This is a genomic window from Microvirga lupini, from assembly GCF_014191055.1.
Classification (GTDB): Bacteria; Pseudomonadota; Alphaproteobacteria; order Rhizobiales; family Beijerinckiaceae; genus Microvirga; species Microvirga lupini_A.
The window spans coordinates 42,084-67,394 of record NZ_JACHWB010000008.1 but is presented as its reverse complement, the minus strand read 5'-3'; the positions used below and the strand labels follow the sequence as shown (position 1 = coordinate 67,394).

Here is a 25,311-nt window from a genome sequence, read left to right as displayed (position 1 = left end):
CGTAAATCTCTCAGTATCTGAGAGAAATTGGAGCGGGCGAAGGGATTCGAACCCTCGACCCCAACCTTGGCAAGGTTGTGCTCTACCCCTGAGCTACACCCGCGCTCCGCGATGCCGTGGCATCGTTGCGAGGCCCGTGATTTGCCCCAAAACGACGCGCATTGCAAGAGGGGCATGCCGATCTTTTCGAGCTAACCCTTGAGCCTGCTTCATCCGGTCGCTAGAAGGCGAGCCGACACGGAGGTTGCAAGCTTGGCCCATCTGTCCCCGCAGGAACTCCTGGATCGCCTGTCCTCGCTCGGCATCAAGACCGAGACCGTGGAGCATGAGCCCGTGTTCACGGTGGCTGAATCGGCATCCGTCAAGGAGCGGATCCCGGGCGCCCATTCCAAGAACCTGTTCGTCAAGGACAAGAAGGGCCGCTTCTTCCTGATTTCCGCCAAGCACGATACGGCGATCGACCTCAAGCGAATGCACGAGGTCCTCGGCGCCTCGGGCCGTCTGTCCTTCGGCTCCGCCGAGCAGCTGCGTGCCTTGCTCGGGGTGGAGCCCGGTTCCGTCACGGCCTTCGCGGTGGTGAACGATACGGACGGCAAGGTCACGATGGTGCTCGATGCCAACCTCATGGAACACGAGCGGGTGAACTTCCATCCGCTCATCAATTCCATGACCACCGGGGTGTCCCGGGAGGATCTGGTGACGTTTCTGCGCGCCACGGGACATGATCCGCTGATCCTGCGCCTGCCGGAGCCACCGGCGGAATTGCCAGACAGCGCTTAAGCTCCCATCTAAAGCTGGTTCTTCTCTCGATTCGAGGATCGCATGCTCTCCGACAACCCCGCCCCCTCCGACGATCTGGTGAAGGACACCACCACGGCGGCATTCCGCCAGGACGTTCTGACCGAGTCCATGCAGCAGCCGGTGCTCGTGGATTTCTGGGCGCCCTGGTGCGGCCCCTGCAAGCAGTTGACGCCGGTTCTGGAAAAGGCCGTGCGGGCGGCCGGCGGCAAGGTGAAGCTCGTGAAGATGAACATCGACGAGCATCCGCAGATCGCCGGCCAGCTCGGCGTGCAGTCGATTCCCGCGGTCTTCGCCTTTCAGCGCGGCCAGCCGGTGGACGGTTTCATGGGCGCCCTGCCAGAAAGCCAGATCAAGGGCTTCATCGAACGCCTCGTCGGCCCGCTTGGCCCAAGCGCCGCAGAGGAGATCCTTGCCGAGGCCGACCGCCTGCTGGCTGAAGGCGATATCGGAGGAGCGGCCGAGCTCTATTCGGCCGTGCTCGCTCAGGACCCGGAGAACCTCACGGCGCTCGCGGCCCTCGTGAAGCTCCATGTGGAGGTGGGCGATCTGGAGGGCGCCAAGCGCTTCCTCGCCATGGCGCCTCAGGCGAAGGCCAATGACCCGGCCATCGCCGGCGCCCGCGCCGCCATCGAACTCGCCGAGCAGGCGGGCTCGCTCGGCGACCTCGCGGACCTGCAGCGCCGGGTCGAGGGCGATCCCATGGATCATCAGGCGCGCTTCGATCTCGCCATCGGGCTGAACGCCCGCGGGCGGCGCGGAGAAGCTGTTGATCACCTCCTTGAAATCGTCCGGCGCGACCGCAATTGGAACGAGGACGGCGCGCGCAAGCAGCTCGTTCAGTTCTTCGAGGCCTGGGGCCCGATGGACGAGATGACGCTGGCAGGGCGGCGGAGGCTTTCCTCGCTCCTGTTCTCCTGACGCGCCCTTAGTTTGGGGAGATCGGAATGGGAATGAACGCGGCATACCGAGGGCCGGAGGATTGCCCGTCGGTCATTCCGGTCTTTCCCCTTCCCGGCGCGCTGCTTCTCCCGCGCGGACAGATGCCGCTCAACATCTTTGAGCCGCGCTATCTCGCGATGGTGGACGACGCGCTCAAGACCGACCGCATCATCGGCATGGTGCAGCCCGACGCGGACAACGATCCCGGCACGACGGTGCCGAAGCTCTACCGGGTCGGCTGCGCCGGCCGCATCACCCAATTCGCCGAGACCGGCGACGGGCGCTATCTCATCACGCTGATCGGCATCGCGCGGTTCCGCATCGAGGAGGAGCTGCCGCCGATCGATCTCTTCCGCCGCTGCCGCGTGAGTTTCGAGCCCTTCGCGTCCGACTTCACGGCCCGCGCCGGCGAGACGGAAGTCAACCGTGCCGGCGTGGTGAAGGCCCTGCGGAACTTCGTCGACGCCGTGCATGTGAAGGTCGATTGGCGCGGCATCGAGGAAGCGCCCAACGAGGCCCTCGTGAATGCGCTCTGCATGATGAGCCCCTTCGGAATTCGCGAGAAGCAGGCGCTGCTGGAGGCGCCCGATCTCAAGTCGCGCGCGGAAGTGCTCATCGCCCTCACCGAGATCGAGCTCGCCCGCAGCAGCGCCGGCTCCGATTCGACTATGCAATAGGAACGGTCCCATGATACCCGATACGCCTCAACCGGACACGCCCCAGCCTGTGGAGGCGACGCGGATCGACCCCAAGCTCCTGGAGCTTCTCGTCTGCCCGCTGACCAAGGAAACGCTGGAATACGACGCCGCCCGCCAGGAGCTGATCAGCCGCCGCGCCAAGCTCGCCTATCCGATCCGCGACGGCATCCCGATCATGCTGCCGGAAGAGGCGCGGCCGCTGGGGGATTGACGCTTAGGTTGCTTTTCCCGCAATCGCGTTCGTCAGCGCCAGCACGCGCTTGGCCATCTCGGCATGCAGCCGCTCGACCATGCGGCCGCCCAGATTGATCGCCCCCTTGCCGGCATTCTCCGGCTGCTCGAAGGCCGCCACGATGGCACGCGCACTCTCGACCTCCTCAGCCGACGGCGCGAAGATCTCGTTCGCGGCGGCGATCTGATCCGGGTGGATCAGCGTCTTGCCGTCGAAGCCGCCATCGCGGCCCTGCTCGCATTCGGCGCGGAAGCCGTCCGCATCGGACAGGCTGTTATAGACCCCGTCGAGGATGTCGATCCCATGAGCGCGGGCGGCGGCAAGCGCGGTCATGAGCCAGGGCAGCATCGCGGCGCGTCCGGGCAGCAGGCGGGCACGGGTGTCCTTGGCGAGATCGTTCGTGCCCATGACGAGGCAGTCGAGCCGCGTGTCGACGTCCCGCGCCGCGCTCGCAATTGACTCCGCATTGAGGATCGCCAGCGGCGTCTCGATCATGGCCCAGACGCGGGTGCGTTCCGCGGCGCTTAAGCGGCGCAGGCGCAACCCTACCGCCGCGAGCATCTCGGCGGACGACACTTTCGGGACGAGGATCGCATCGGGCGCCGCCGCAATGGCGGCCGCGAGATCCGTCTCACCCCAAGGCGTCTCAAGAGCGTTGATGCGAATGACGAGTTCCCGCTTCCCATAGCCGCCGGCCCGCACCGCCGTGCAGACCCGCTCGCGCGCCTCAGCCTTCACGTCCGGCGCCACCGCGTCCTCGAGGTCGAAGATCACCACGTCGGCGGCGAGCGTCTTGGCCTTCTCGATGGCGCGTGCATGGGAGCCCGGCATGTAGAGCGCGGAACGGCGCGGGCGAATGGTGGTCATGGAATCTTCCTCACGATGCGGATCGGTTTTAATCGTGGTCCCATTCGAAGAACAGTGTCATTCCCGGCCTGTTTGGCTCCACCCTGATCCTGAGGAGCAGCCTTGAGGCTGCGTCTCGAAGGAGGTTCCTGTGCTCTCTGGAGGCTCCTTCGAGACGGCGCTGCGCGCCTCCTCAGGATGAGGTGAGAGTGCGTAAAGACAGGAATCTCCGGAACGAGCCCAGCGGCGACAGGTGGAGGTGAGAGGAATGTGGGTGGCAGGCGTCGATGGCTGCAGGGCCGGCTGGATCGCGGTGCTCATGCGGGTGGACGAGCCGCAGGCGTACCGCATCGTGACGGTGCCCACCCTTGCTGCCATCGCCGACGCGCCCGAAAAGCCCGAGGTGATCGCCGTTGACATGCCCATCGGCCTGCCGGAGCGCACGCAAGGCTCAGGCAGGCTGCCGGAGCAGCTGATTCGTCCCCTCCTCGGTCAGCGGCAATCCTCCGTCTTCGCCATTCCCTCGCGCCGCGCCGTGGAGGCCGAGGACTATGGAGAGGCCTGCACAATCGCGGCCGCCACATCCGAGCCATCGCGAAAAGTCTCGCGCCAGGGCTTTGCGATCTTCCCCAAGATCCGCGAGATCGATGCCCTGCTGCGCGCCCGGCCGGATCTGGTGACGCGGGTGTACGAGGTGCATCCGGAACTCGCCTTCTGGGCCCTGAACAATGCTAAGGCGCTCGATCAGCCGAAGAAGGTCAAGGGCGTGCCCTATGGACCGGGCATGGCCCTGCGGCGCGGACTTCTCAAGCAATCCGGCCTCCTGCCCGATCATCTGATCCACGCACCTCCTCCCCGCGGTGCGGCTGCGGACGACCTGCTCGATGCTCTGGCGGGGTTGACCGTGGCGCTCGATATCGCGAGAGGTGGAGGACAACCCTTTCCCGACCCGCCCGGCCGCGACGTCCACGGCCTGCCGGTCGCCATCTGGACGCTCCGCAGATCATGACCATCACTCGTGCCGAGATCGAAGCCGCCCATGCCCGCATCGCCCCGCACGTGCGCCGCACGCCGGTCCTGAACCAGGACAGCGCCTTCGGCCATGACGGGCCGGTGAGCCTGAAGCTCGAGTTCCTGCAGCATGCCGGCTCGTTCAAGACGCGCGGCGCCTTCAACGCCCTCCTGTCGCAGGAGGTGCCGTCCGCCGGGGTGGCGGCGGCCTCCGGCGGCAACCACGGCGCGGCGGTCGCTTATGCGGCGAGCCAGCTTGGCGTGAAGGCGCGCATCTTCGTGCCGGAGATCTCGAGCCCCGCCAAGATCGCGGTCATCCGCTCGCACGGGGCCGAGGTGGTGATCGGCGGCGCGCGCTATGCGGACGCCCAGGAAGCCTGCGACCAATACGTGGCCGAATCGGGTGCCCTGCGCATTCATCCCTTTGCGGCGGAAAGCACTATGATCGGCCAGGGCACGGCAGCGCTGGAATGGGAGCAGGATGCTCCTGCCCTCGACACAGTGCTCGTGGCTGTGGGCGGCGGTGGCCTCATCAGCGGCGTGGCGAGCTGGTGGACCGGTCGCGTGAAGGTGGTGGGCGTGGAGCCGGAAGGCTCGCGGGCGCTCCATGCAGCGCTTCAAGCCGGCGGCCCGGTGGATGTGGAGATCGATTCGGTGGCGGCCGATTCGCTCGGCGCCAAGAACACCGGCGATCTGGTCTACGAGGTCTGCCGCAAGAGCGTCGATCACGTGGCGCTCGTCGCGGACGCGGCCATCCGCGATGCGCAAAGGCTGCTCTGGCGCGACTACCGCATCGCCTCCGAGCCCGGCGGCGCGGCGGCTCTGGCCGCGCTGGTGTCAGGCGCCTATATGCCACGATCAGGTGAAAGAATCGGCGTGCTGCTGTGCGGAGCCAATGTCGAACTCCAGAAGCTCGCCGAACTCGTGCATCCGTAATCGTAAGGACGACCCATGTTCCCGACCCGCCTGACCGAAGGATACCGCGCGTTTCTCGATGACCGCTTCCCGCGCGAGAAGAACCGCTTCGAGACACTCGCCGAGAAGGGCCAGTCGCCGGAGGTGATGGTGATCGGCTGCTGCGACAGCCGCGTGTCGCCCGAAGTCATCTTCGACGCGAGCCCCGGCGAATTGTTCGTAGTGCGCAACGTGGCCAATCTCGTTCCCCCCTTCGAGACGGGCGGTGAGTTTCACGGCACGTCCGCGGCGCTCGAATTCGCCGTGCAGGCGCTTCGCGTGAAGCACATCGTGGTGCTGGGTCATGCCCGCTGCGGCGGCATCCGGGCCTTCGCGGACGAGACGGCCCCGCTGTCGCCGGGCGATTTCATCGGCCGCTGGATGAGCATGATCGCCCCTGCGGGCGAGCGCGTCGGCCCACGCGGCGATATGGAATTGTCTGAGTATGTGACCCGCCTCGAATTCGCCGCCATCGAGCACAGCCTTCGGAACCTGATGACGTTTCCTTGCGTGCGCATCCTGGTGGAGCGCGGCAAGCTTCAGCTTCACGGCGCCTATTTCGGCGTCGCAAATGGCGTTCTGCTGGTGCGCGATCCCGAGACCGGCGAGTTCAAGCCGGCGGTGGAGACCATGCCGGAGCGCGTGTCGATGTTTTCCGCCCGGGAGGTGGAGGGCTAGGATCTTCCGGCCACCTCTGCGATCCTTCGCCGTCCCGTCGGTTCACCGGAAGAATTCATGGCCACCATCCGCAATCCCATCCTGCCGGGCTTCAACCCGGATCCGGCCTTCTGCCGGGTCGGCGACGACTATTACATCGCGACCTCCACCTTCGAGTGGTATCCGGGGGTGCAGATCCACCACTCGCGCGATCTCGTGAACTGGCGGCTGGCAGGCCGCCCGCTCAATCGCGCGTCCCAGCTCGACATGCGCGGAAACCCCGACAGCTGCGGCGTCTGGGCGCCGGCGCTCAATTACGCGGACGGCCTGTTCTGGCTGATCTACACCGACGTGAAGCGGCGCCTCGGCAACTTCAAGGACACGCACAACTATCTGGTCACGGCACCGTCCATCGAAGGCCCGTGGTCCGATCCCGTTTATATGAACTCCTCCGGGTTCGACCCGTCTCTGTTCCACGACGAGGACGGCCGCAAGTGGTTCGTCAACATGGTGTGGGACCACCGCCGCCGCCGTTCTTCGTTCGACGGCATCCTGCTCCAGGAATACTCTCCCGCCGAGCAGCGCCTCGTCGGCCCCATCAAGAACATTTTTAAGGGCAGCCCGCTCGGGCTCGTCGAAGGCCCGCATCTGTGGAAGCGTAACGGCTGGTACTACCTGACCGTTGCCGAAGGCGGCACCGCCTACAACCATGCGGTCACGATGGCGCGCTCCCGCACCATCGACGGGCCTTACGAGCTTCACCCCAACACCCATCTCATCACCAGCAAGGACGCTCCGGACGCGCCGCTCCAGCGCGCGGGCCACGGCTTCTATGTGGAGACCTCCACGGGCGAGGTGTTCCACACCCACCTGTGCAGCCGCCCCCTGCCGGGAACGCGGCGCTCGCCGCTGGGCCGCGAAACGGCGATCCAGCGGGTGGTCTGGGGGGAGGACGGCTGGCTCTATTTGGCGCAGGGCGGCCAGGTGCCGGCCATCGTGGTGGAAGGCCCCAACCTTCCGTCCCATCCCTTCCCGCCGGAGCCCGAGCGCCACGATTTCGACGAGGCCGAACTCCCCTCCTCGTTCCAGTGGCTGCGCACGCCCGAGCCGGAACGGATCTTTTCGCTCTCGGCGCGCCCCGGCCACTTACGGCTCTACGGGCGCGAGTCGATCGGCAGCTGGTTCGAGCAGGCGCTGGTGGCCCGCCGCCAGACCGCCTGGGTCTATTCGGCCGAGACCTCGATGGAGTTCCGGCCCGAGACCTATCAGCAGCTGGCGGGCCTCATTTGCTATTACGACCGCGCCCGCTTCCACTATCTGGCTGTCTCCGCCGATGACGACGGACGGCGCGTGCTGCAGGTCATCTCCTGCCTGGGCGATCACCCGGACGCGCTGATGACCTATGCGCTTGAGGGCGACCTGCCCCTGCCGGCAACCGACCCGGTTCATCTCGGCGTTGATGTGCGTCTGGCGGAGCTGCAGTTCCGCTGGTCGCAGGACGGCGTGACCTGGACACCGGTCGGCCCGGTTCTCGATGCGAGCATCCTGTCCGACGAGGCCGGTCCTGGCGCCCATGGGTCGTTCACGGGAGCCTTTGTCGGCATGGCCGCCCACGACATGACGGGCCGCGCCCTGCCGGCGGATTTCGATTTCTTCAGCTATCGCGAAGATACGTCCGGGGCTTGATGCAAAAAGGCCGCCCGGAGGCGGCCTTTTCGTTTTGATGAGCAGGTCGCTTACGCCGCCTGCTTCTTCGGCTTCAGCAGGCCGCGATTGGCCATGGCTTCGGCAATCTGGATTGCGTTCAGGGCCGCGCCCTTGCGCAGGTTGTCGGACACGCACCAGAAGGACAGGCCGTTCTCGACCGTGATGTCCTCGCGGATGCGGGAGATGTAGGTGGCGTCCTCGCCAGCGGCCTCGTGCGGGGTGATGTAGCCGCCGGGCTCGCGCTTATCGATCACCATGATGCCGGGGGCCGCGCGCAGGATGTCGCGGGCCTCATCCGCCGTGATCGGGTTCTCGAATTCCACGTTGACCGCTTCCGAGTGGCTGATGAAGACCGGCACGCGCACGCAGGTGGCGGTGAGCTTGATCTTCGGGTCGAGAATCTTCTTGGTCTCGGCCGTCATCTTCCACTCTTCCTTCGTGTACCCGTCCTCCATGAACACGTCGATCTGCGGGATCAGGTTGAAGGCGATGCGCTTGGGGAACTTCTTCTCCTGCACGTCCTGGAGCGAGTAGAGCGCCTTGGTCTGACGGTCGAGCTCGTCCATGCCGTCCTTGCCGGCGCCGGAGACCGACTGGTAGGTGGCCACCACCACGCGCTTGATGGTGGCGCGGTCATGGAGTGGCTTGAGGGCCACCACGAGCTGGGCCGTGGAGCAGTTCGGATTGGCGATGATGCCCTTCTTCATGTCGCGCAGGGCTTCGGCATTCACCTCCGGCACCACCAGGGGCACGTCGGCGTCGTAGCGCCAAGCGGAGGAGTTGTCGATCACGACCGCCCCTTGAGCGGCAATCTTCGGCGACCACTCCTTGGAGACCTCGCCGCCGGCGGACATGAGGCAGATATCCACGTCGGAAAAGTCATAGGTGTCGAGGGTTTTGGTCTTGAGCGTCTTGTCGCCGTAGGAGACTTCCGTCCCCTGGCTGCGGCGGGAGGCCAGCGCCACCACCTCATCGGCCGGGAAGGCCCGCTCGGCGAGGATGCTCAGCATCTCGCGGCCCACATTGCCGGTCGCACCGACGACGGCGATCTTGAAACCCATGTGACTTCTCCTGTTGCGGCTCTCCCCGGAAAACGTGAAAACCCTGTTCGGGTGTCGCCTCTCGCCCCGTGGGAGAGAGGACCGGGGACGACGAGGCTTATTCGGCTGTTTTCACAGCCGTCGTGGCGGTTTTCGTTTTGCTCGTCGTCTGAGTGAGCAGCGCCATTGCCATCGTCCATCCGAAGCCTGTTTGCGGCCTCGATGCCTTCACCAACACACCAAAGGTTCGCCTGCGTCAAGCATTCTCTTTGCGGCACTTGGTCTAAGAGCTCCGAGATCGCTTAACCTTCGGTTTACCTTGCTTAGCAAAAGCTTTCGAAGCCCTCGCGATGTCACGATAGAACACGGGATGAGCAATCACCGGGTTTGATGGATTTCAGCGATGCCGAGGGCGGCCTATGCCGAATGGGACGAGGAGGATCTCGCCGACTGGATCGACGAGCGTCCGGCCCGTCGCGTAAGGCGCAGGCGTGGGTCCTGGCTGCGGCTGATCGTGATGTGCTCCTGCAGCATCGCGGGTCTCGCCTACTTGGCCCTGCAGCAGGAACCGACTCACCGCCCGGCTGAGCGCTCGAAGGAGGTGCCCTCCTCCGTTCTGATCGCACCTGCCCCGGCCTGGAAGCCGGTCCCGGCCACCCCTGCCCCGTATGCCCTCGCGGGCGCCTCAGCGACGGAGGCGCGCCAGCACACGAATGGCGCCCGGGAGGATACCATGGTTCTCGGCCGCTTCGGCGACTTCCGCTATGCTCAGGTGTCGCTCGTGCAGGGACAGCCCGAGACGGCGGGAAGCTTCTATATCGATATCGTGCGCCGAGCCGCCCGCGCGGGCCTCGCCGTCGCGCATCAGGGCCAGGGCCGGACGGTGGCGACAAAGTTCGGCACCCTGGAAGTTGCTTCTATGACCCTGGCGGCCAGGGGCGAGCAGGCCTGTCAGGCCTTCCGCTTGTCCGATGCAGAGGCAGATTTCAGCTTCCAAGGCTGGCTCTGCGGTTCCTCGGCGCCGGACGATGCGCAGCTGGCCTGCTTCATCGACGGCATCACGCTGGCCGGCAGCGCGAGCCCCTCCCTGAAGGCGGCTTTCGTCCGCGCAGAGCGCAGCCGGACCGAAGCCTGCGGACCGGGCGCCCGCACTGCCTCCGTGGCCGTCAGGCCGCCGGCCCGACCTTAACCACCACCCGGTGCATAACGTTGCAGCCGTAGCCGTTCGGATTCCAGTTCGCGGCCCGGAAGGGCTGGGCCCGTCCTTGGCTGTCGGTCGCGCGGGCAAAGATCTCGTAATAGCCCTCGCCGGGTAGGGTCAGAGATGCCTGCCAGCGCGCCCAATCGTAGCGGTTGCGCGGCCCCGCCATCGTGGCCTCGATCCAGGTGGCGCCACCGTCGAGGGTGACCTCGACCCGCGCTACATCATCATCACCCGCCCAGGCCGCGCCGCGCACCTCGATTCTGCGCGTGCCTACTGGATAGTGGCTGCCGTCCGCCGGCGCCGTGACGATGCTGCGCACGGGCATCGATTCGAGAATGCGGATCTCGACGTCCGTGCCGTCCGCGCCGGGGGCCAGCGGGCGCACCGGCAGGCGGTAAGACAGGCCGGTCATGCCGGGCCCGTCATGCTCGCGGTCGCGGATCCAGATGCGTTTGAGCCATTTCTGGCTGAGCGAGCCGGGCCAGCCCGGCACGATGAGGCGCAAAGGCCCGCCATGGAGGAAGGGCAGCGCCTCGCCGTTCATGGCCCAGACCAGGAGCGTGTGCTCCTCCAGGGCCTTGGCGATCGGCACGCCGCGGGACATGGCCTGCTGCTCGAAGCTACCGGTCTTATCCGGATCGGCGCCGAAATGGCCCGTGAAGAGCGCGGTCTCCTTGAGGCCCGCCTCGCGCAGCACGTCGCCCAAGGACACGCCCGTCCATTCCGCGCAGCCGACGCCGCCGTTGGTCCAGGGGTTGCCCTCGGCCTTCGGCTCGAAGAACGAGCGGCCGTTGCCGCCGCATTCCAGCACCATGCGGAAGGTTTTTTGCGGGAAGCGGCTCTTCAGGTCGGCCAGCGAGAGTGTGAGCGGGCGCTCCACCTCGCCGTCGACCGTGAAGGTCCAGCCGTCCACATCTGTCACGGGCTGGGGCAGCAGGCCGTTGTTGCGCACGAAGAAGCGCGCGATGGGGGTCGTCTCGTCGTCGAGAAGCTCCTCGGGCGTTTCGGCCACGAGGGGCACGTCGCCCAGCAGGCTCAAGCCATCCTTGCCTTCGAGGCCTTTTCGCCCTTCACGCTTGTGCTGCATCGCACGCTGTCCTTCTCACCTTGCAGTGAACGCTATGAGCATCGAACCCAAAAGTGGACACCACTTTTGGGTTCGATGCTCAGTCTCTTAAGCAGCATATCGTGTGGACCGGAAAAACCGGGTCCACTTTTCGCTATCGCGGCCCGCTGGGTCCGCACGATGCGCCTGCGACGGAACCAATTTAACGGTGGTCGGCTTGTTCTGACAGTATTCAAGCGTAACAACGCCGGCGCATCGATGGCGAGATCGGGCGCCCTTCTGGAGGTTTTACCATGCGCCGCTTTGCCCTTCTGGGTCTGGCTTCCCTGGCTGCGCTCGCGACCGTCCCGGTGGCGGACGCACAGGCACAGGACCGTCCCCTCGTTCTTCGCGTGCAGCCCCGCAGCTTTCTCGATCCGGGTCCGGTGGCGCCGGTCGGCTCGATGAACCGCTACGTCACGGCGCCGATGATCTCCGCCGTGGCGAACCCGCCTTGGGGTTACCAGCGCGACCGCTTCGGGGAGGGATCGCTCCCTGATCCGATCGGCGGACCGTTCATCGGCGCGAGCAACCCGTTCCCCATGTTCGGCGTTCCGGATGTCGAGGCGACAGGCTCGATCCGATAGATCGTTCCTGAAACGAAAAGCCCGGGCATGACCCGGGCTTTTGCCGTTAGGACTGGGCCTCCAGCTCCTTGACGATAGCGTCGCCTACATCCTGGGTGCCCACCGCATTCGCGCCGGGGGCTGCGATGTCCTTGGTGCGAGTGCCGGAGGCCAGCACGCTGGCGATGGCCCGGTCCAAGCGGTCCGCCTCGTCGAGGAGACCGAAGGAATAGCGCAACGCCATGCCGAAGGAGCCGATCATCGCGATGGGGTTGGCCAATCCCTTGCCGGCGATGTCCGGCGCGGAGCCGTGGACGGGCTCGTAGAGCGCCTTGCGCCGGCCGGTGGCCGGATCCTCCGCGCCGAGCGAGGCGGAGGGCAGCATGCCGAGCGAGCCGGTGAGCATGGCTGCGATATCCGACAGAATGTCGCCGAAGAGGTTGTCGGTGACGATCACGTCGAACTGCTTCGGGTAGCGCACGAGCTGCATGGCGCAGTTATCGGCGAGCACGTTCTCCAGCTCCACGTCCGAGAACTCGTTCTTGTGGATGCGGCCTACGACTTGGCGCCAGAACACGCCGGTCTTCATCACGTTGAACTTCTCGGCCGACGAGACCTTGTTGCGGCGCTTCCTGGCGAGATCGAAGGCCACGCGCGCGATGCGCTCGACCTCGTGCGTGTGATAGATCTGCGTGTCGACCGCGCGCTGGGAGCCGTCCTCCAGGGTCACGATCTCCTTCGGCTCGCCGAAATAGACGCCGCCGGTGAGCTCGCGCACGATCATGATGTCGAGGCCTTCCACCACCTCGCGCTTGAGCGAGGAGGCGTCCGCCAGCGCCGGATAGCAGATCGCCGGGCGAAGATTCGCGAACAGGCCGAGATCCTTGCGCAGGCGAAGCAAGCCCGCTTCTGGGCGGACCGCATAAGGCACGCTGTCCCACTTCGCGCCGCCGACCGCGCCGAAGAGCACCGCATCGGCTGCCTGAGCCAGCTTCATGGCATCTTCGGAAATCGACGCCCCGTGGGCGTCATAGGCCGATCCGCCGACGAGATCCGTCTCGGTCTCGAAGCCCACGCCGCGCTTGCGGAACCAGCCCACAATCTTCTCGACCTCGCGCATGACCTCCGGGCCGATGCCGTCGCCGGGGAGAAGGAGAAGCTTGTGCGTTGCCATGGGAAGACCCCTGTTCTGCTGTGATCGAATGCAGGGCTCTTAAAAGCCCGAACAGGCTGCTTGGCAAGCGCTGATCGCGTTGGCCGTTAGGCGGAGCCTTTCAGGGCGGTGACCTCGATCTCGATCTTCATCTGGGGAAGGACGAGCGATTTGATGATCACATAGGTCGATGCCGGACGGATATCGCGAAGGATTTCCCCGCAGATCTGGAGGATCGCTTCGGAATCGGCCTCATCGGTCGCATAATAGGTCACGCGCACGATATCCTTGAGGCTCGAGCCCGCCTCCTTGAGGTAATGCTCGATCGTCTTCCAGCAGTTACGCGTCTGCTGCACGACATCGTCCGGAATCTGCATCGTCTCATAATCATAACCGGTGGTACCGGCCATGAAGATCCAAGGGTCCTGCACAACGGCGCGCGAGTAGCCGTAAGCCTTCTCCATGGGAGAGCCGGAGGAAAGAAGCTGTCGCGTCATGAACGGTCCCCTGATGTCGGAACAAGCGTAGCAATATGGTTTGACTGCGCGCAAGGCTCTGGAGCCCAGCCCCGGCCAGAGCCGGAAAGACAGCCGATCAACCGTTCGCTTCCCTGCGATCCCTGGGCGTTCGCACCACCGTCACCGAGCAAGGCGCCTCCGCCACCACCTGGGACGACACGCTCCCCAGATAGCGCCTGAGCGCCGAGGAGGCGCGCGCGCCGATCACGATGTGATCGACATTGTTGTGGCGGGCGTAATCGACGAGCGCAGCTGCCGGATCGGGTGCTTCCAGCACGCTGTAGGAGATGCGCTCATCCGGGATCTCCAGCGACGAGCCCCAGTGCTGGAGCTGCACGAGACGCTGGACGTGGAGGCTGTTGCCCTCCGCATCCTCCAGGATGTCGACGGCGATGCGTGAGGTCTTCAGGATATTCACGCAGGCGATGCGCGCCTCCGTCTCAAGCGAGAGGACGCGCTGCACCATCAGGCGCAGGGCCTCGGCGAGATCCTCAGCTCCGGGCGAGAGGTCCACGGCGGCAAGCACGATGGGCGCGCGGGAGAGCTGGCCGGCGATGTTGGGCGTCTCCAGCGGCTGTGCCTTCCGGGCTTTGAGCCAGCGCCGGAACGTCTTCATTCCGCTATCGCGTTCCAGGCGCTCGGCCCGTTCGGTGAGCTTCACCTGATCGGGGTTGTCCAGGTCGAGGGCAAGCTGGGCGGCGGTGGCGTAGCGGTCTTTCGGATCGACCTCGAGGCAGCGCAGGATGATCTCCTGCAGCCAGGGCGGACAGTCGGGGGCAAGCGCCCGCGGCGGCACCGGATCGCGCCACAGGCGCTTGCGGATCTGGCCGCCGCGCGGGTTGCCGAAGGGGCGCTCGCCGGTGACGAAGAAATACAGCATCACGCCGAGGGCGAAGAGATCGCTGCGCGGATCGGCGCGATCCTGCAGCACCTGCTCGGGCGCCATATAGGGCGTGGTCCCGAACGGCTCGCGGAACTCCTCGGCGAGAAGATCGGGCAATTGCTCGTGCCGGGCGAATCCGTAATCGATGAGCACGACCTCGCCGGTCTCGCGGATCATCACGTTGCTCGGCTTGATGTCGAGATGGATGACCTTCTGCAGATGCAGGTCGTGCAGGGCACGGGCCACCTTCGCACCCGTCGCGACCACCTCCGGCCAGGGCAGCGGCACCTCGTCGAGGCGGCTCTTGAGGGACTCGCCGGGAATCCGCTCCATGACGATATAGGGCATGGGGTCGAGAGGCCCGGCCGCCACGAAGCGCGGTACATGCGGACCGGTCAGGCGAGGCATGATCATCTGCTCGGTCTCGAAGCAGACGATGGGCAATGGATCGTCGCTGTCGAGGAGCAGCGGGATCTTCATGACAAGCGGCGTCGGATCATCCTCACGGGTCGCGATCCAGAGCAGCGCCATGCCGCCCGTGCTGATGTGCTCCTGCAGCGTGAAACCATCGATCACTTGGCCGGGTTCAAGACGCCAGCGCATGCGTCAGCGGCCCTGCTCGAGGCGGAGCGCCAGCTTTTCGGGCAGTCCTGCCTCCCTGACCTTGCGGGCGGCGGTCGCCGTGTCATAGGGCACGCGCAGATAGCGCAAGGTCTGGCGGGCCGTGTCGAAGACAGCGTAGTTCGCCGCCGCCACCCCGTCCCGCGGCTGCCCGACGGCGCCGATGACGGCAAGCCACGTGCGGGTCGGCAGCAGCGGGATGTCGTTGTTCGCCACCGGCGAGAAGGTGCCCACCTTCGCGGTGGTGCTCATGTGGTAGAGCATGGGCACATGCACATGGCCGCAGAAGGTGATGTGCGCCTCGACCCGGGAAAAATGCCGGATCGCCGCCATGGGCCCGTCCATGTAGTCCCAGGTCTTTGGGGCATAGCCGTTGGCATGGACATAGAGGACGTTGCCGTCCTCATGGATGAGCGGGAGATCGGCCAGGAACCGGCGCTGCTCGGGCCCGAGCTGCCCGCGGGTCCAGCGCAGCGCCTCGCGGGCCGTGCTGTTCATGTCCTCGTCCGACCCGTCGATAGCCGCATCGTGGTTGCCCAGCAGCGCGACGGCGCCCTGGTCCACGAGGGTCCTGATCGTATCGACCACCCAGGCCGGATCGGCCCCGTAGCCGACATAATCGCCGAGGAAGACGAACTGATCGACCTTGAGCAGGCGCGCATGGGCGAGGCAGGCTTGGAGTGCTTCCCGGTTGCCGTGAATGTCGGTGAGGATGGCGATGAGCATGGGAGCAGTTCAACTCCAAACGCATCGCCACCGCAAGCTGGCCGATGGGCGGCAGGATTAAAGAAGACGCATCAGATGGATCCCAAAAGTGGTGTCTACTTTTGGGCCCGATGCTTTACCCCCGCAACGCCTCCAGCACCTTGCCGCCGGGCCGGCCGCGCGGCTCGAGGCCGATGCGGCGCTCCACGTCCTTGATGGCTTCGCGGGTCTTGGAGCCGATCTTGCCGTCCGGCTCGCCCACATCGTAGCCGCGGGCGGTAAGCAGCTGCTGCAGCTCGCGGCGCTGGGCGCGGGAGAGCGGCGGATCGTCGGTCGGCCACGCGGCCTGGATGCCGGGCAAACCCTTCAACCGGTCGCCGAGAAGCGCGATGGCGAGCCCATAGGATTCGGCGGCGTTGTAGGAATAGACCGCGTCGAAGTTCTTGGTGACGATGAAGGCGGGGCCGTTCACGCCCGCCGGAATAAGGATGCCGGCCGAATAGCCGCCCTGGAGCGGTCGTCCGTCGAGGCGGCGCACCCCCATGGCGGCCCAGGTGGCGAGCGGCTTCTTGTTCTTGCGGCCGGCGAGCTTCGCGTTGAAGTTTTCCGGCAGGCGCACCTCGTAGCCCCAGGGCAGCCCGTTCACCCAGCCGGCTTTTTTCAGGAAGTTGGCCGTGGAATGCACCGCGTCCGGCACGGAGTTCATGATGTCGCGACGCCCGTCGCCGTCACCGTCGACGGCGAGGCGCTGGAAGGTAGAGGGCATGAACTGGGTGTGGCCGAAGGCGCCGGCCCAGGAGCCACGCAGATTGGCCGGGTTGATGTCCCCGTCCTGCACGATCTTGAGCGTCGCCATCAGCTCGCCCTTGAAATACTCGTTGCGGCGCGGCGCATAGCAGACAAGGGTCGAGAGCGACTGCACGAGGGGCCGGCCACCGATATCCTTGCCGAAGTTGGATTCCACGCCCCAGACGCCCGCAATCGCATGGCGGTCGACGCCGAAGCGCGCCTCCGCCGAGGCCAGGGCCTGACCCCATTGGCGCATGGCGGTGCGGCCGTCCTGCACCCGCTCGTCGTCCACGAGGGCCGCGAGGTAATCCCAGATCGCCGTCTTGAACTCCGGCTGGTTGCTCATGAGGTCGAGGATCGTCAGATCCGGCGCGACACCGCGGGTTGCAACATCGAAAGCCTGGCCGGAAATGCCCTTGGCGGCGGCCTGGGATCTCAGACCGGCAAGGCAGGAGCCGAAATCGGCCTGGGCGGCAGCCGGCGAGGCGGCAGAGAGGCCGGCGAGAACGAGGAGAGCGGGGGCAAGAAGCTTTTTCATGCCGGGCAGATTGCAGGGAATTTGGTTAATCTTGTGAAAACGGAGCCGCACCTCACGCTTTCGTCATGACGGGCCTTGGCTCAAACTGCCTCGATCTCCGGATCGGGAAGATTGCACTGGATCCAGCGGTCGTTCACATGAACGTCGGTGGTCTCCAGCCGCCCTGGGCCGAGATTGACGAACTTGTGCGGAACATGGGCCGGTCCGAAAACGACCTGGCCCTTTTCACATTCGAAGCGCTCCTCGCCTACGGTGAAGAGCGCCCGCCCCTCGCGGATGATGAAGATCTCGTCATAGGGGTGAACGTGCCATTTCGGCCCGCCGCCGACCTCTTCCGTAGAATAGAACAGCACGGTCGCGCCTGTGCCGAGGGTATGCCCCTCGACATGGCCTTTCCAGAACAGGCTGGGATGGGTCGCCCAATCGGCGCGGTTCAGAACCCGTGGCTTTCCGTCAGTCATTGCTCAACCTCATGAGGGTGAGGATGATAGCTTAAGCCCAGGCGCGCTCCGAGAGCTTCTTCTCGAACGAGTCGATGGCGGAGGCCTTTTCCATGGTGAGCCCGATGCCGTCGAGGCCGTTGAGCATGCAATGCTTCTTGAACGGGTCGATGTCGAACGTGATCTTGCCGCCGTCGGGGCCGCGGATCTCCTGGTTCTCCAGGTCGATGGTGAGCGTGGCGTTGGCGCCGCGGCTGGCATCGTCGAAGAGCTTTTCCAGGTCTTCCGGCGAGACCTTGATCGGCAGGATGCCGTTCTGGAAGCAGTTGTTGTAGAAGATGTCGGCGAAGCTCGTCGAGATCACGCAACGGATACCGAAATCGAGCAGCGCCCAGGGGGCATGCTCGCGCGACGAGCCGCAGCCGAAATTGTCGCCTGCAACCAGGATCTTGGCGTTGCGGTAGGCCGGCTGGTTGAGGACGAAATCCGGGTTCTCCGAGCCGTCCTCGCGGTAGCGCATCTCCGAGAAGAGGCCGGTGCCGAGCCCCGTGCGCTTGATCGTCTTCAGGTACTGCTTGGGGATGATCATATCGGTGTCGATATTAATGATCCGCAGCGGCGCCGCGACGCTTTCCAGCACGGTGAACTTATCCATGATCCTCTGTTCCTTCGGGCAGCGCCTGAGCCGCTTTCAAGGCCTCATATCAAAGGCTTTTGAACACGGCTAGGGCAACGATGGTCGCGGCACGCAAAGAATTGTCGTCTGCCGGTTCTGAGACGCAATTTTATGAGGCTCAAGCGGCCGCCGCCTCGATGGCTTCCATATCCTCGTCGGAGAGGCCGAAATGATGACCGATCTCGTGGACCAGCACATGGGTGACGATGGACCCCAAGGCCTCCTCGTGCTCGGCCCAGTAATCCAGGATCGGGCGGCGGTAGAGCCAGACCATGTTGGGAAACTGGCCCGTCTGCATCATGGCGCCGCCCTGGGCGAGGCCGATGCCGCGAAAAAGACCCAGGAGATCGAAGGGCGTCTCGCAGTCCATCTCCCGCATCGTGTCGTCATCGGGGAAATCCTCGACCCGGATCACCACACCCTCACATAGGGCGCGGAATTCCGCCGGCAGGCGGGCATAGGCGTCCTGGGCCAGGGCTTCCATGTCGTCGAGGGAGGGGGCCTGGAGGGTGGCGAGATCGGCCATGACCTAAAGGATATCGAGCTGAACGAGGAGCCAGAAGCCGAGGATCACGACGCCGATCAGGGAGAGGGAGCGCCCGATGCGCCGGCCCCACAGCTCGATCAGGTCGGTACTGCCGTCCTCGCCCGTACCCACGGCATCCCTGGCACCGAAATGATTGCCGGCCCGCCGGCCCATGCGGGCGAGCGCCGAGGAGCCCAGCGTGTCCGTGTCCCGCTGCACCCGCTCCAGGGCCGCGCGGGCTTCGGCGGCTTCGCGAGCCTCACGCTCACGGTCGTTCATCGGTCTCTCCCGGCTTAATATTGGCTTCACCATGACGCCTGATCGGCAACTTCGCAACGGAACGCCTCCGGCGCCCAGCCGTTAACAGCCCCGGATAACCAATTCTTGAAGAGGCAACAATGCGTACGATTCTTGGTGTCCTGGCTGTAGCCGGGTTGACTGTCCTCGGCGCCGGAACGGCGTCAGCCCAGGGCGTTGATGTGCGGATCGGCCCGAACGGCGTTCGCCTGGAGCAGAACCGCCCCGCCTATCGCGAGCGCGTCATCGAGCGCCGCGTGGTGCGTCCCGCCCGCACCCGCACCGTGTGCCGCACGATGATGGAGGAGCGGGTCCGCCGGAACGGCGTGGTCGTCCGCCGTCCGGTCGAGCGCTGCCGCGAGGTGGTGGCTGGCCGCCGGGTCTATGTGGACTAAGGGCGAAAGGCTTTGCCAATGGAAAAAGGCCGTGGGTCGCTCGAGCCACGGCCTTTTCGTTTGTTCAGAGCAGTGGCTCAGCCGAAGGTGCGGATGTCCACGAAGCGGCCCGCGATCGCCGCTGCCGCCGCCATGGCGGGCGAGACGAGGTGGGTGCGGCCCTTGAAGCCCTGGCGGCCCTCGAAGTTGCGGTTCGACGTGGAGGCGCAGCGCTCGCCTGGGGCGAGGCGGTCGGCGTTCATGGCCAGGCACATGGAGCAGCCCGGCTCGCGCCAGTCGAAGCCGGCCGCCTTGAAGATCTTATCCAAACCTTCCGCCTCGGCCTGCATCTTCACGATGCCGGAACCGGGCACGATCATGGCGTTGACGCTTTCGGCCACGCGCTTGCCCTCGACCACCTTGGCCACTTCCCGCAGGTCCTCGATGCGGCCGTTGGTGCAGGAGCCGATGAACACGCGGTCGAGGGTGATGTCGGTGATCTTCGTGCCGGGGGTGAGGCCCATATATTCGAGAGCCCGCCACTTGGAGCGGCGCTTGTTCTCGTCCTGGATGTCGTCCGGGTTCGGCACCACGCCGGTGACGGAGATCACGTCCTCAGGGCTCGTGCCCCAGGTGACGATAGGCGGCAGATTCGCGGCATCGAGGCGGATCTCGGTGTCGAAGAACGCGCCTTCGTCGGTGCGCAACGAGTCCCAGTAGCGCACGGCTGCATCCCAGGCCTCGCCTTTCGGGGCCTTGGGCTTACCTTTCAGATAGGCATAGGTCTTCTCGTCGGGCGCCACCATGCCGGCGCGGGCACCGCCCTCGATCGACATGTTGCAGATCGTCATGCGGCCTTCCATCGACAGGGACCGGATGGCCTCGCCCGCATATTCGATCACGTGGCCGGTGCCGCCGGCGGTGCCGATCTCGCCGATGATGGCCAGGATAATGTCCTTGGCGGTGACGCCGGCGGGCAGCTGCCCGTCCACGGTCACGCGCATGTTCTTGGCCTTCTTCTGGATCAGCGTCTGGGTGGCGAGCACGTGCTCGACTTCCGAGGTGCCGATGCCGTGGGCGAGCGACCCGAAGGCGCCGTGGGTCGAGGTGTGGCTGTCGCCGCACACGATGGTCATGCCCGGTAGCGTGAAGCCCTGCTCGGGGCCGACCACGTGGACGATGCCCTGACGGGTGTCGAGCTCGTTGTAGTACTCGACGCCGAAATCCTTGGCGTTCTGGGCCAGAGCGGCCACCTGGGTGGCAGCTTCAGGATCCTCGATGCCGTGCGAGCGGTCGGAGGTAGGCACGTTGTGGTCGACCACGGCCAGGGTTTTCTGCGGCTGGCGCACCTTGCGGCCCGTCATGCGCAGGCCTTCGAAGGCCTGGGGGCTGGTCACCTCATGGACGAGGTGGCGATCGATGTAGAGAAGGCACGTCCCATCATCCTGCTGATCGACGACGTGATCGTCCCAGATCTTGTCATAGAGGGTGCGGGCTTTGGCCATGGTGCTCTTCCAACGGTCTCGACAAAGGTGATTTATGCGTGTTTAGCGATTTGCCGCCCTCCGGAGAAGATACCCTGAGCGCACACCGCCTTGAAATGATCGCATAGCAGACAGGATAGAACGCGCAATTATATTTTTGTCGCGTCGGATTTCTCGCGAAGCTTCGTCCATCAGCAAAAAAGCGCGGTTTGCACCGCGCTTTCGGAAAACTTTGCCTGAGAAGTGGAGCCTTACTCGGCTGCAGCCTGGGTCTTCTTCTCGGCGCGCTCGGCGATACGGGCCGACTTGCCGCGACGGTCGCGCAGGTAATAGAGCTTGGCGCGACGGACGGCACCGCGGCGCACGACCTTGATCGAGTCGACGTTCGGCGAGTACAGCGGGAACACGCGCTCGACGCCTTCACCGTAGGAAATCTTGCGGACCGTGAAGCTCTCGTGGAGGCCGCCACCCGAACGGGCGATGCAGACGCCCTCGTAGGCCTGGATACGCGAACGCTCGCCTTCCTTCACCTTCACGTTGACGATGACGGTGTCGCCGGGCTGGAAATCGGGGATCGTCTTGGCGAGCTTGGCAATCTGCTCCTGCTCGAGCTGCTGAATGATGTTCATGGTCTTAACTCCTGCCGTTGCAAGGTCTCAAGGCAAGCCCCAAGCCCGCGGGATTTCGGCGTCCTGTTTTAAGTTGAGGCCGCGCCTATACAGGAGTTTGGGTGGGTTGTCGAGCCTGTCCGCCTTCCGTCATCCCGGCCGGAGCGTAGCGGAGATCCGGGATCGCTGGACCAGAGTGGCTCCTTCACCTCTCCCTGAGGGAGAGGCAGGCCAGCGTTATATCCTACAGACGTTCCCGGATCGGCTGCGCCGTCAGGGATGACCAGTCTTTAAGCCTTCGCAGCAGGCTTAATCTCAGCAAACAGATAGCGTTCGAACCAGCTCGGGAACGCCTTTGCCAAGGCCCGAGGCCCTTCCACCACGAGGCCCATCCGCTGCGCCTCGCCAAATGTCACGTCGCCCCGCCACCAGGCGACCAAGGCGGACAGGGGGGTCCTGACGCAGAGCGGCTCCGGAAAGCCGGGGTTCTGCGTGCAGAGCAAGACCTCGGCCTCCTTCAGCAGCAGGAAACGCGGCTGGCGCTGCCCCTCGACCTCGAAACGGATGACCATGGGCTCCGGCGGCAGGGCCTCGGTGCGCACCCGCCGCTGCATGTCGACGAGGACGGGTTCGAGGTCGAGATCCTCATCCGCCGCGTGGCGCGGCAGCCAGCGCTGGCCCCAGGTGCCGAGGGCGCTCACGATGCCCATCAGCTCCCGGCCTGACTCCGTCAGCGCGTATTCGGGACCGTGCTCGCCCTCGATGCGCGACACGGCCCCGACATGCACCAGCGCCTGCAGGCGCTCGGACAGCATGGTGCGGGAGATGCGCGGGATGCCGCGGCGGATGTCGTTGAAGCGGCGGCTGCCGCACAAAAGCTCGCGCACCACGAGAAGGGTCCAGCGCCCGCCAATGGCCTCATGGGCGCGGGCCACGGAACAGAACTGACCGTAATCTGCCATGGACCAAGCGCTATCATGGCGAGGAAAGCTGGAGAAGTCCGGATTCCGGACCTGACAGGCCGGCGGCCTCGGCTTAACGAAGACAGAGTTCTTGGATGGAAACCATGACCCCACTGCCCCGCACCATTCTCGATCGCATCGGCAACACCTCGCTGGTTGCCCTGCGCCATATCCTGCCGGCCAATGGCGCCCGCATCCTGCTGAAGCTGGAGAGCGAGAACCCCACCGGCAGCATGAAGGACCGCATGGCGCTTGCCATGATCGAGGCGGCCGAAGCGGATGGGCGCCTGAAGCCCGGCGGCACCGTGGTCGAATATACCGGCGGCAGCACCGGCGTCTCGCTCTCGCTCGTCTGTGCTGTGAAAGGCTACCCGCTCGACATCGTGACATCGGATGCCTTCAGCCAAGAAAAGCTCGACCACATGCAGCTGCTCGGCGCGACGTTGCACATCGTGGAAAGCGACAGCGGGCGCATGACGGAAAAGCTCACCAAGGACATGATCGAGCAGGCCAGCATCATCGCAGAGGCAAAAGGCTCCTTCTGGACCGATCAGATGAGGAACCGGGATCAGCTCGCCGCCTATCACCGCATGGCGGACGAGATCTGGGAGCAGACGGCAGGCTGGATCGACGGCTTTGTCCAGAGCGTGGGCACGGCGGCATCGTTGCGCGGCATCACCGAGCGTCTGAGACATCATCGCGATGCGATAAAGACTGTTGCCGTCGAACCCGCTGAATCCGCCGTGCTCTCCGGCGGCCCTTCCGGTGCCCACAAGATCGACGGCATCGGTGCGGGCTATGTGGTGCCGCTCTGGCAGGAGAAAACCGCCGACGAGATCGAACGCGTCTCGACGGAAGACGCCATGGCGATGGCCTTCCGCCTCGCCCGCGAGGAGGGCCTGTTCGCCGGCACCTCCACAGGCGCCAATGTCGTTGCGGCCTTGCGGCTGGCGGAAAAACTTGGGCCGAGTTCAACCATCGTGACGGTCATGTGCGACACGGGGATGAAGTACCTGAAGACCTTCGGGGCAAGGCTCACAGCAGACAAGCATTCCTGACACTGAAGCCCCGTTCAGCGAATGGGCGGCAGGCGACGCTTGATCGGGGATGCCTTGACGATGGAGGTGCTGGTCTGGGCGCGCTGCGCGATCCGCTCCAGGATCGGATCGAGCTCGTCGATGGAGCGCAGGAGATAGCGCGCCACGAAGCAGTCATCTCCGGTGACCTTGTCGCATTCGATAACCTCAGGGCTATCGACCAGAAGCTTTTCCACGTGGTGCAACTGCCCCGGCAGGGGCCGGATGCGCACGATGGCCGTCAGGGTGTAGCCCAGGGCCCTCGGGTCGAGTTCGACCGTGTAGGCCTTGACCACGCCGTCTTCCTCCAGCCGCCGCAGCCGCTCGGCGACGCTCGGCGCCGACAGGCCCACGCTCCGGGCGAGCTCCGCGTTGGAGAGCCTGGCGTTGTCGCTGAGCAGCGCGATCAGCGCCTGGTCGATCTCGTCCAGAGCCGAGTTTCTGCTTTTAAGGTTCTTTGCTGAAATCGCCATTGCTTCGAAGGCCAAAAGGTTGAACCGCTTTCGATCCTGAGAGTACGCCTCTCGCGACAAAAGATAAAGTTCTGCCCTCGTCACAGGAGGTGCAGCGATGAAATCGCAGGTGGAATTTTCGGGACGGCTGGAGATGATCGCCGCCATGGCGCTGTCGGGCACCATCGGGTACTTCGTCGTCGAATCCGGCCAGATCGTCTGGAACGTGGTGTTCTTCCGCTGCCTGTTCGGGGCCTTGAGTCTGTTCGCCTATTGCTGGGCGAAGGGCCTGCTCGCGCCCTGGCCGTTCTCGACCCGGACGCTGATGCTCGCCCTTTTGAGCGGTGCGGCCATCGTGCTCAACTGGGTGCTGCTGTTCTCGTCCTACGGGCACGCCTCGATCTCGATCGCGACCGCCGTCTACAACACCCAGCCCTTCTTCCTGATCCTGCTCGGAATGATCCTGTTTGGCGAGCGGCCGACAGGAGACGCGTTCGGCTTCATCGCCCTTGCCTTTGTGGGGCTTCTCATGGTCACCCAGGTCGAGGCTGGCGGCCTCTCCTGGAGCAGCGGCTATGGGATCGGGCTGCTGCAGGCGCTCGGAGCAGCCTTTCTCTATGCGGTGGCATCAGTCATCGTGAAGCAGCTCAAAGGCATTCCACCGCACGTGATCGCGCTCGTACAGGCCGTGCTCGGTACCGCGATGCTTCTGCCGCTGGCGGACTTCTCCAGCCTGCCGACGCATTCCCTGCAATGGAGCTACCTCGTGGTGCTCGGCGTCGTGCACACCGGCATCATGTACATCTTCCTGTACGCGGCGCTCCAGAAGCTGCCGACGCCGGTGATCGCCGTGCTGTCGTTCACCTACCCGGCCGTTGCCATTCTGGTGGATTACTTGGCCTATGGCCGCGATCTGTCTCTCGGCCAGTGGAGCGGCATCGGGTTGATCCTGCTCGGCAGCGCAGGCGTGAATCTCAAGTGGCGTCTTCGCATGAGCCGCTCCGGCACGGGACAGCACGCGCAGCCTGCCAAGACGTGAGGTGTTTCGATGCCGCCGTGGACCAGGAAACACGGCGGCATCGATCGCGGGAACAATCCGCTGCCTACTTGGTCGCGGGAGGAGCCATGGCTTGGACCTTGCCGGCCATGTCCATGCATTCGGCTTCCTTGCCCTGCTGGTCGAGTTGCTTCGCCTGCTGGATCATCTGCATGGCCTGGTTGTGGCCTTGGCTCTGGGCCGTAACGTTCGCGCCTTGTCCTGACGCCGACGACGAACCCTGGGCGGCCGAACCCGTTGTTGCCGGTGCATCGAGCGCGGGGCCGCCTCCCTCCTGCCGCGCCGAGATGGATTTCTCCAGGTCGGCGAGCCGTTGCGTGCAGGGTCCGGCCAGGCTGGGGCTGATGACCACGAAGGCGAGTGTCGTGCCGAGAATGATGCGACTGACCATG

General features: G+C 65.2%; 30 protein-coding genes and 1 tRNA gene. 13 read left to right on the top strand and 18 right to left on the bottom strand.

Annotated elements, in window-relative coordinates:
* Positions 1-28: 28 nt before the first annotated feature.
* Positions 29-103, bottom strand: a tRNA-Gly gene (locus tag FHR70_RS21040).
* 149 nt (positions 104-252) lie between these two features.
* Here FHR70_RS21040 and FHR70_RS21035 point away from each other — a divergent pair.
* From FHR70_RS21035 to FHR70_RS21020, 4 genes are read left to right on the top strand one after another with little or no spacing between them, the layout of a single operon-like run.
* Positions 253-780 carry a prolyl-tRNA synthetase associated domain-containing protein gene (locus FHR70_RS21035; protein WP_183453913.1) on the top strand — a complete coding sequence of 176 codons (528 nt, stop codon included), beginning with the start codon at positions 253-255 and terminating at the stop codon, positions 778-780.
* Between the two features lie 42 nt (positions 781-822).
* Positions 823-1,719, top strand: a complete 897-nt coding sequence (trxA, locus tag FHR70_RS21030) for a thioredoxin (protein ID WP_183453911.1) — start codon at positions 823-825, stop codon at positions 1,717-1,719.
* Between the two features lie 26 nt (positions 1,720-1,745).
* Positions 1,746-2,417 carry an LON peptidase substrate-binding domain-containing protein gene (locus FHR70_RS21025; protein WP_183453909.1) on the top strand — a complete coding sequence of 224 codons (672 nt, stop codon included), beginning with the start codon at positions 1,746-1,748 and terminating at the stop codon, positions 2,415-2,417.
* Between the two features lie 10 nt (positions 2,418-2,427).
* Entirely contained in the window at positions 2,428-2,649 is a 222-nt protein-coding gene (locus tag FHR70_RS21020) for a Trm112 family protein (protein ID WP_183453907.1), read from the top strand.
* Between the two features lie 3 nt (positions 2,650-2,652).
* Here FHR70_RS21020 and FHR70_RS21015 read toward each other — a convergent pair whose 3' ends face one another.
* A complete protein-coding gene (locus FHR70_RS21015; RefSeq protein ID WP_183453906.1) occupies positions 2,653-3,537 on the bottom strand; it encodes an HpcH/HpaI aldolase/citrate lyase family protein in 885 nt (294 codons plus the stop codon).
* 247 nt (positions 3,538-3,784) lie between these two features.
* Between FHR70_RS21015 and FHR70_RS21010 the strand changes: the two genes are divergently transcribed.
* The 4 genes from FHR70_RS21010 to FHR70_RS20995 are packed head-to-tail and all read left to right on the top strand — an operon-like array spanning position 3,785 to position 7,824.
* Positions 3,785-4,525, top strand: coding sequence for a DUF429 domain-containing protein (locus tag FHR70_RS21010; protein WP_183453904.1), 741 nt, complete (start codon positions 3,785-3,787; stop codon positions 4,523-4,525).
* On the top strand, positions 4,522-5,463 hold the full coding sequence (locus tag FHR70_RS21005; protein ID WP_183453902.1) for a threonine/serine dehydratase: 942 nt from the start codon (positions 4,522-4,524) through the stop codon (positions 5,461-5,463). The genes FHR70_RS21010 and FHR70_RS21005 overlap by 4 nt, the downstream gene beginning before the upstream one ends.
* A 15-nt stretch (positions 5,464-5,478) precedes the next feature.
* Complete coding sequence (locus tag FHR70_RS21000; protein WP_183453900.1) at positions 5,479-6,159, top strand: carbonic anhydrase; 681 nt, start codon at positions 5,479-5,481, stop codon at positions 6,157-6,159.
* A 57-nt stretch (positions 6,160-6,216) separates the two neighbouring features.
* Complete coding sequence (locus FHR70_RS20995; protein ID WP_183453898.1) at positions 6,217-7,824, top strand: glycoside hydrolase family 43 protein; 1,608 nt, start codon at positions 6,217-6,219, stop codon at positions 7,822-7,824.
* 50 nt (positions 7,825-7,874) lie between these two features.
* Here the strand turns inward: FHR70_RS20995 and FHR70_RS20990 are convergent, their stop codons facing one another.
* Positions 7,875-8,906, bottom strand: coding sequence for an aspartate-semialdehyde dehydrogenase (locus tag FHR70_RS20990; RefSeq protein ID WP_183453896.1), 1,032 nt, complete (start codon positions 8,904-8,906; stop codon positions 7,875-7,877).
* 382 nt (positions 8,907-9,288) lie between these two features.
* Here FHR70_RS20990 and FHR70_RS20985 point away from each other — a divergent pair, with 382 nt between their 5' ends.
* The gene (locus tag FHR70_RS20985; RefSeq protein ID WP_183453894.1) at positions 9,289-10,074 is read left to right on the top strand and encodes a hypothetical protein; all 786 of its coding nucleotides are present in this window, start codon (positions 9,289-9,291) and stop codon (positions 10,072-10,074) included.
* On the opposite strand, the gene FHR70_RS20980 is transcribed toward FHR70_RS20985, so the two are convergent.
* A complete protein-coding gene (locus tag FHR70_RS20980; RefSeq protein WP_183453892.1) occupies positions 10,052-11,176 on the bottom strand; it encodes a sulfite oxidase in 1,125 nt (374 codons plus the stop codon). The genes FHR70_RS20985 and FHR70_RS20980 overlap by 23 nt on opposite strands.
* 272 nt (positions 11,177-11,448) lie before the next feature.
* Between FHR70_RS20980 and FHR70_RS20975 the strand changes: the two genes are divergently transcribed.
* Positions 11,449-11,781, top strand: a complete 333-nt coding sequence (locus FHR70_RS20975) for a hypothetical protein (protein WP_183453890.1) — start codon at positions 11,449-11,451, stop codon at positions 11,779-11,781.
* A gap of 46 nt (positions 11,782-11,827) precedes the next feature.
* On the opposite strand, the gene leuB is transcribed toward FHR70_RS20975, so the two are convergent.
* The 9 genes from leuB to FHR70_RS20930 form a co-directional block, all read right to left on the bottom strand.
* A complete protein-coding gene (leuB, locus tag FHR70_RS20970; protein ID WP_183453888.1) occupies positions 11,828-12,934 on the bottom strand; it encodes a 3-isopropylmalate dehydrogenase in 1,107 nt (368 codons plus the stop codon).
* A gap of 86 nt (positions 12,935-13,020) precedes the next feature.
* On the bottom strand, positions 13,021-13,410 hold the full coding sequence (locus tag FHR70_RS20965) for a RidA family protein (RefSeq protein ID WP_183453886.1): 390 nt from the start codon (positions 13,408-13,410) through the stop codon (positions 13,021-13,023).
* A 97-nt stretch (positions 13,411-13,507) separates the two neighbouring features.
* Positions 13,508-14,917 (bottom strand): serine/threonine protein kinase, encoded by a 1,410-nt coding sequence (locus FHR70_RS20960; RefSeq protein ID WP_183453884.1) that lies wholly within the window; start codon positions 14,915-14,917, stop codon positions 13,508-13,510.
* A 3-nt stretch (positions 14,918-14,920) separates the two neighbouring features.
* Positions 14,921-15,661, bottom strand: a complete 741-nt coding sequence (locus FHR70_RS20955; protein ID WP_183453882.1) for a metallophosphoesterase family protein — start codon at positions 15,659-15,661, stop codon at positions 14,921-14,923.
* 115 nt (positions 15,662-15,776) lie between these two features.
* Positions 15,777-16,967: a lytic murein transglycosylase gene (locus FHR70_RS20950; RefSeq protein ID WP_183453880.1), complete on the bottom strand. Its 1,191-nt coding sequence runs from the start codon at positions 16,965-16,967 to the stop codon at positions 15,777-15,779.
* An 80-nt stretch (positions 16,968-17,047) separates the two neighbouring features.
* Positions 17,048-17,428, bottom strand: a complete 381-nt coding sequence (locus FHR70_RS20945) for a cupin domain-containing protein (protein WP_183453879.1) — start codon at positions 17,426-17,428, stop codon at positions 17,048-17,050.
* Between the two features lie 31 nt (positions 17,429-17,459).
* Positions 17,460-18,062, bottom strand: a complete 603-nt coding sequence (leuD, locus tag FHR70_RS20940; RefSeq protein ID WP_183453877.1) for a 3-isopropylmalate dehydratase small subunit — start codon at positions 18,060-18,062, stop codon at positions 17,460-17,462.
* Positions 18,063-18,201: 139 nt separating this feature from the next.
* The gene (locus tag FHR70_RS20935) at positions 18,202-18,609 is read right to left on the bottom strand and encodes a metallopeptidase family protein (RefSeq protein WP_183453875.1); all 408 of its coding nucleotides are present in this window, start codon (positions 18,607-18,609) and stop codon (positions 18,202-18,204) included.
* 3 nt (positions 18,610-18,612) lie between these two features.
* Positions 18,613-18,888 carry a hypothetical protein gene (locus FHR70_RS20930; RefSeq protein WP_183453873.1) on the bottom strand — a complete coding sequence of 92 codons (276 nt, stop codon included), beginning with the start codon at positions 18,886-18,888 and terminating at the stop codon, positions 18,613-18,615.
* 119 nt (positions 18,889-19,007) lie between these two features.
* Between FHR70_RS20930 and FHR70_RS20925 the strand changes: the two genes are divergently transcribed.
* Positions 19,008-19,301, top strand: a complete 294-nt coding sequence (locus FHR70_RS20925; RefSeq protein WP_183453871.1) for a hypothetical protein — start codon at positions 19,008-19,010, stop codon at positions 19,299-19,301.
* Between the two features lie 77 nt (positions 19,302-19,378).
* Here the strand turns inward: FHR70_RS20925 and leuC are convergent, their stop codons facing one another.
* The 3 genes from leuC to FHR70_RS20910 form a co-directional block, all read right to left on the bottom strand.
* Positions 19,379-20,785 (bottom strand): 3-isopropylmalate dehydratase large subunit, encoded by a 1,407-nt coding sequence (gene leuC, locus FHR70_RS20920; protein ID WP_183453869.1) that lies wholly within the window; start codon positions 20,783-20,785, stop codon positions 19,379-19,381.
* A gap of 230 nt (positions 20,786-21,015) precedes the next feature.
* A complete protein-coding gene (gene rplS, locus FHR70_RS20915; protein ID WP_183453867.1) occupies positions 21,016-21,393 on the bottom strand; it encodes a 50S ribosomal protein L19 in 378 nt (125 codons plus the stop codon).
* Positions 21,394-21,662: 269 nt separating this feature from the next.
* Positions 21,663-22,334, bottom strand: coding sequence for a winged helix-turn-helix transcriptional regulator (locus FHR70_RS20910; RefSeq protein ID WP_183453865.1), 672 nt, complete (start codon positions 22,332-22,334; stop codon positions 21,663-21,665).
* A gap of 104 nt (positions 22,335-22,438) precedes the next feature.
* Between FHR70_RS20910 and FHR70_RS20905 the strand changes: the two genes are divergently transcribed.
* Positions 22,439-23,392: a PLP-dependent cysteine synthase family protein gene (locus FHR70_RS20905; RefSeq protein ID WP_183453863.1), complete on the top strand. Its 954-nt coding sequence runs from the start codon at positions 22,439-22,441 to the stop codon at positions 23,390-23,392.
* A 14-nt stretch (positions 23,393-23,406) separates the two neighbouring features.
* On the opposite strand, the gene FHR70_RS20900 is transcribed toward FHR70_RS20905, so the two are convergent.
* Complete coding sequence (locus FHR70_RS20900) at positions 23,407-23,883, bottom strand: Lrp/AsnC family transcriptional regulator (protein WP_183453861.1); 477 nt, start codon at positions 23,881-23,883, stop codon at positions 23,407-23,409.
* 97 nt (positions 23,884-23,980) lie between these two features.
* On the opposite strand from FHR70_RS20900, the gene FHR70_RS20895 reads away from it, so the two are divergent.
* Positions 23,981-24,901 carry a DMT family transporter gene (locus tag FHR70_RS20895; RefSeq protein ID WP_183453859.1) on the top strand — a complete coding sequence of 307 codons (921 nt, stop codon included), beginning with the start codon at positions 23,981-23,983 and terminating at the stop codon, positions 24,899-24,901.
* A 64-nt stretch (positions 24,902-24,965) separates the two neighbouring features.
* Here FHR70_RS20895 and FHR70_RS20890 read toward each other — a convergent pair whose 3' ends face one another.
* Positions 24,966-25,310, bottom strand: a complete 345-nt coding sequence (locus tag FHR70_RS20890; protein ID WP_183453857.1) for a hypothetical protein — start codon at positions 25,308-25,310, stop codon at positions 24,966-24,968.
* Between the last annotated feature and the right edge of the window lies 1 nt (position 25,311).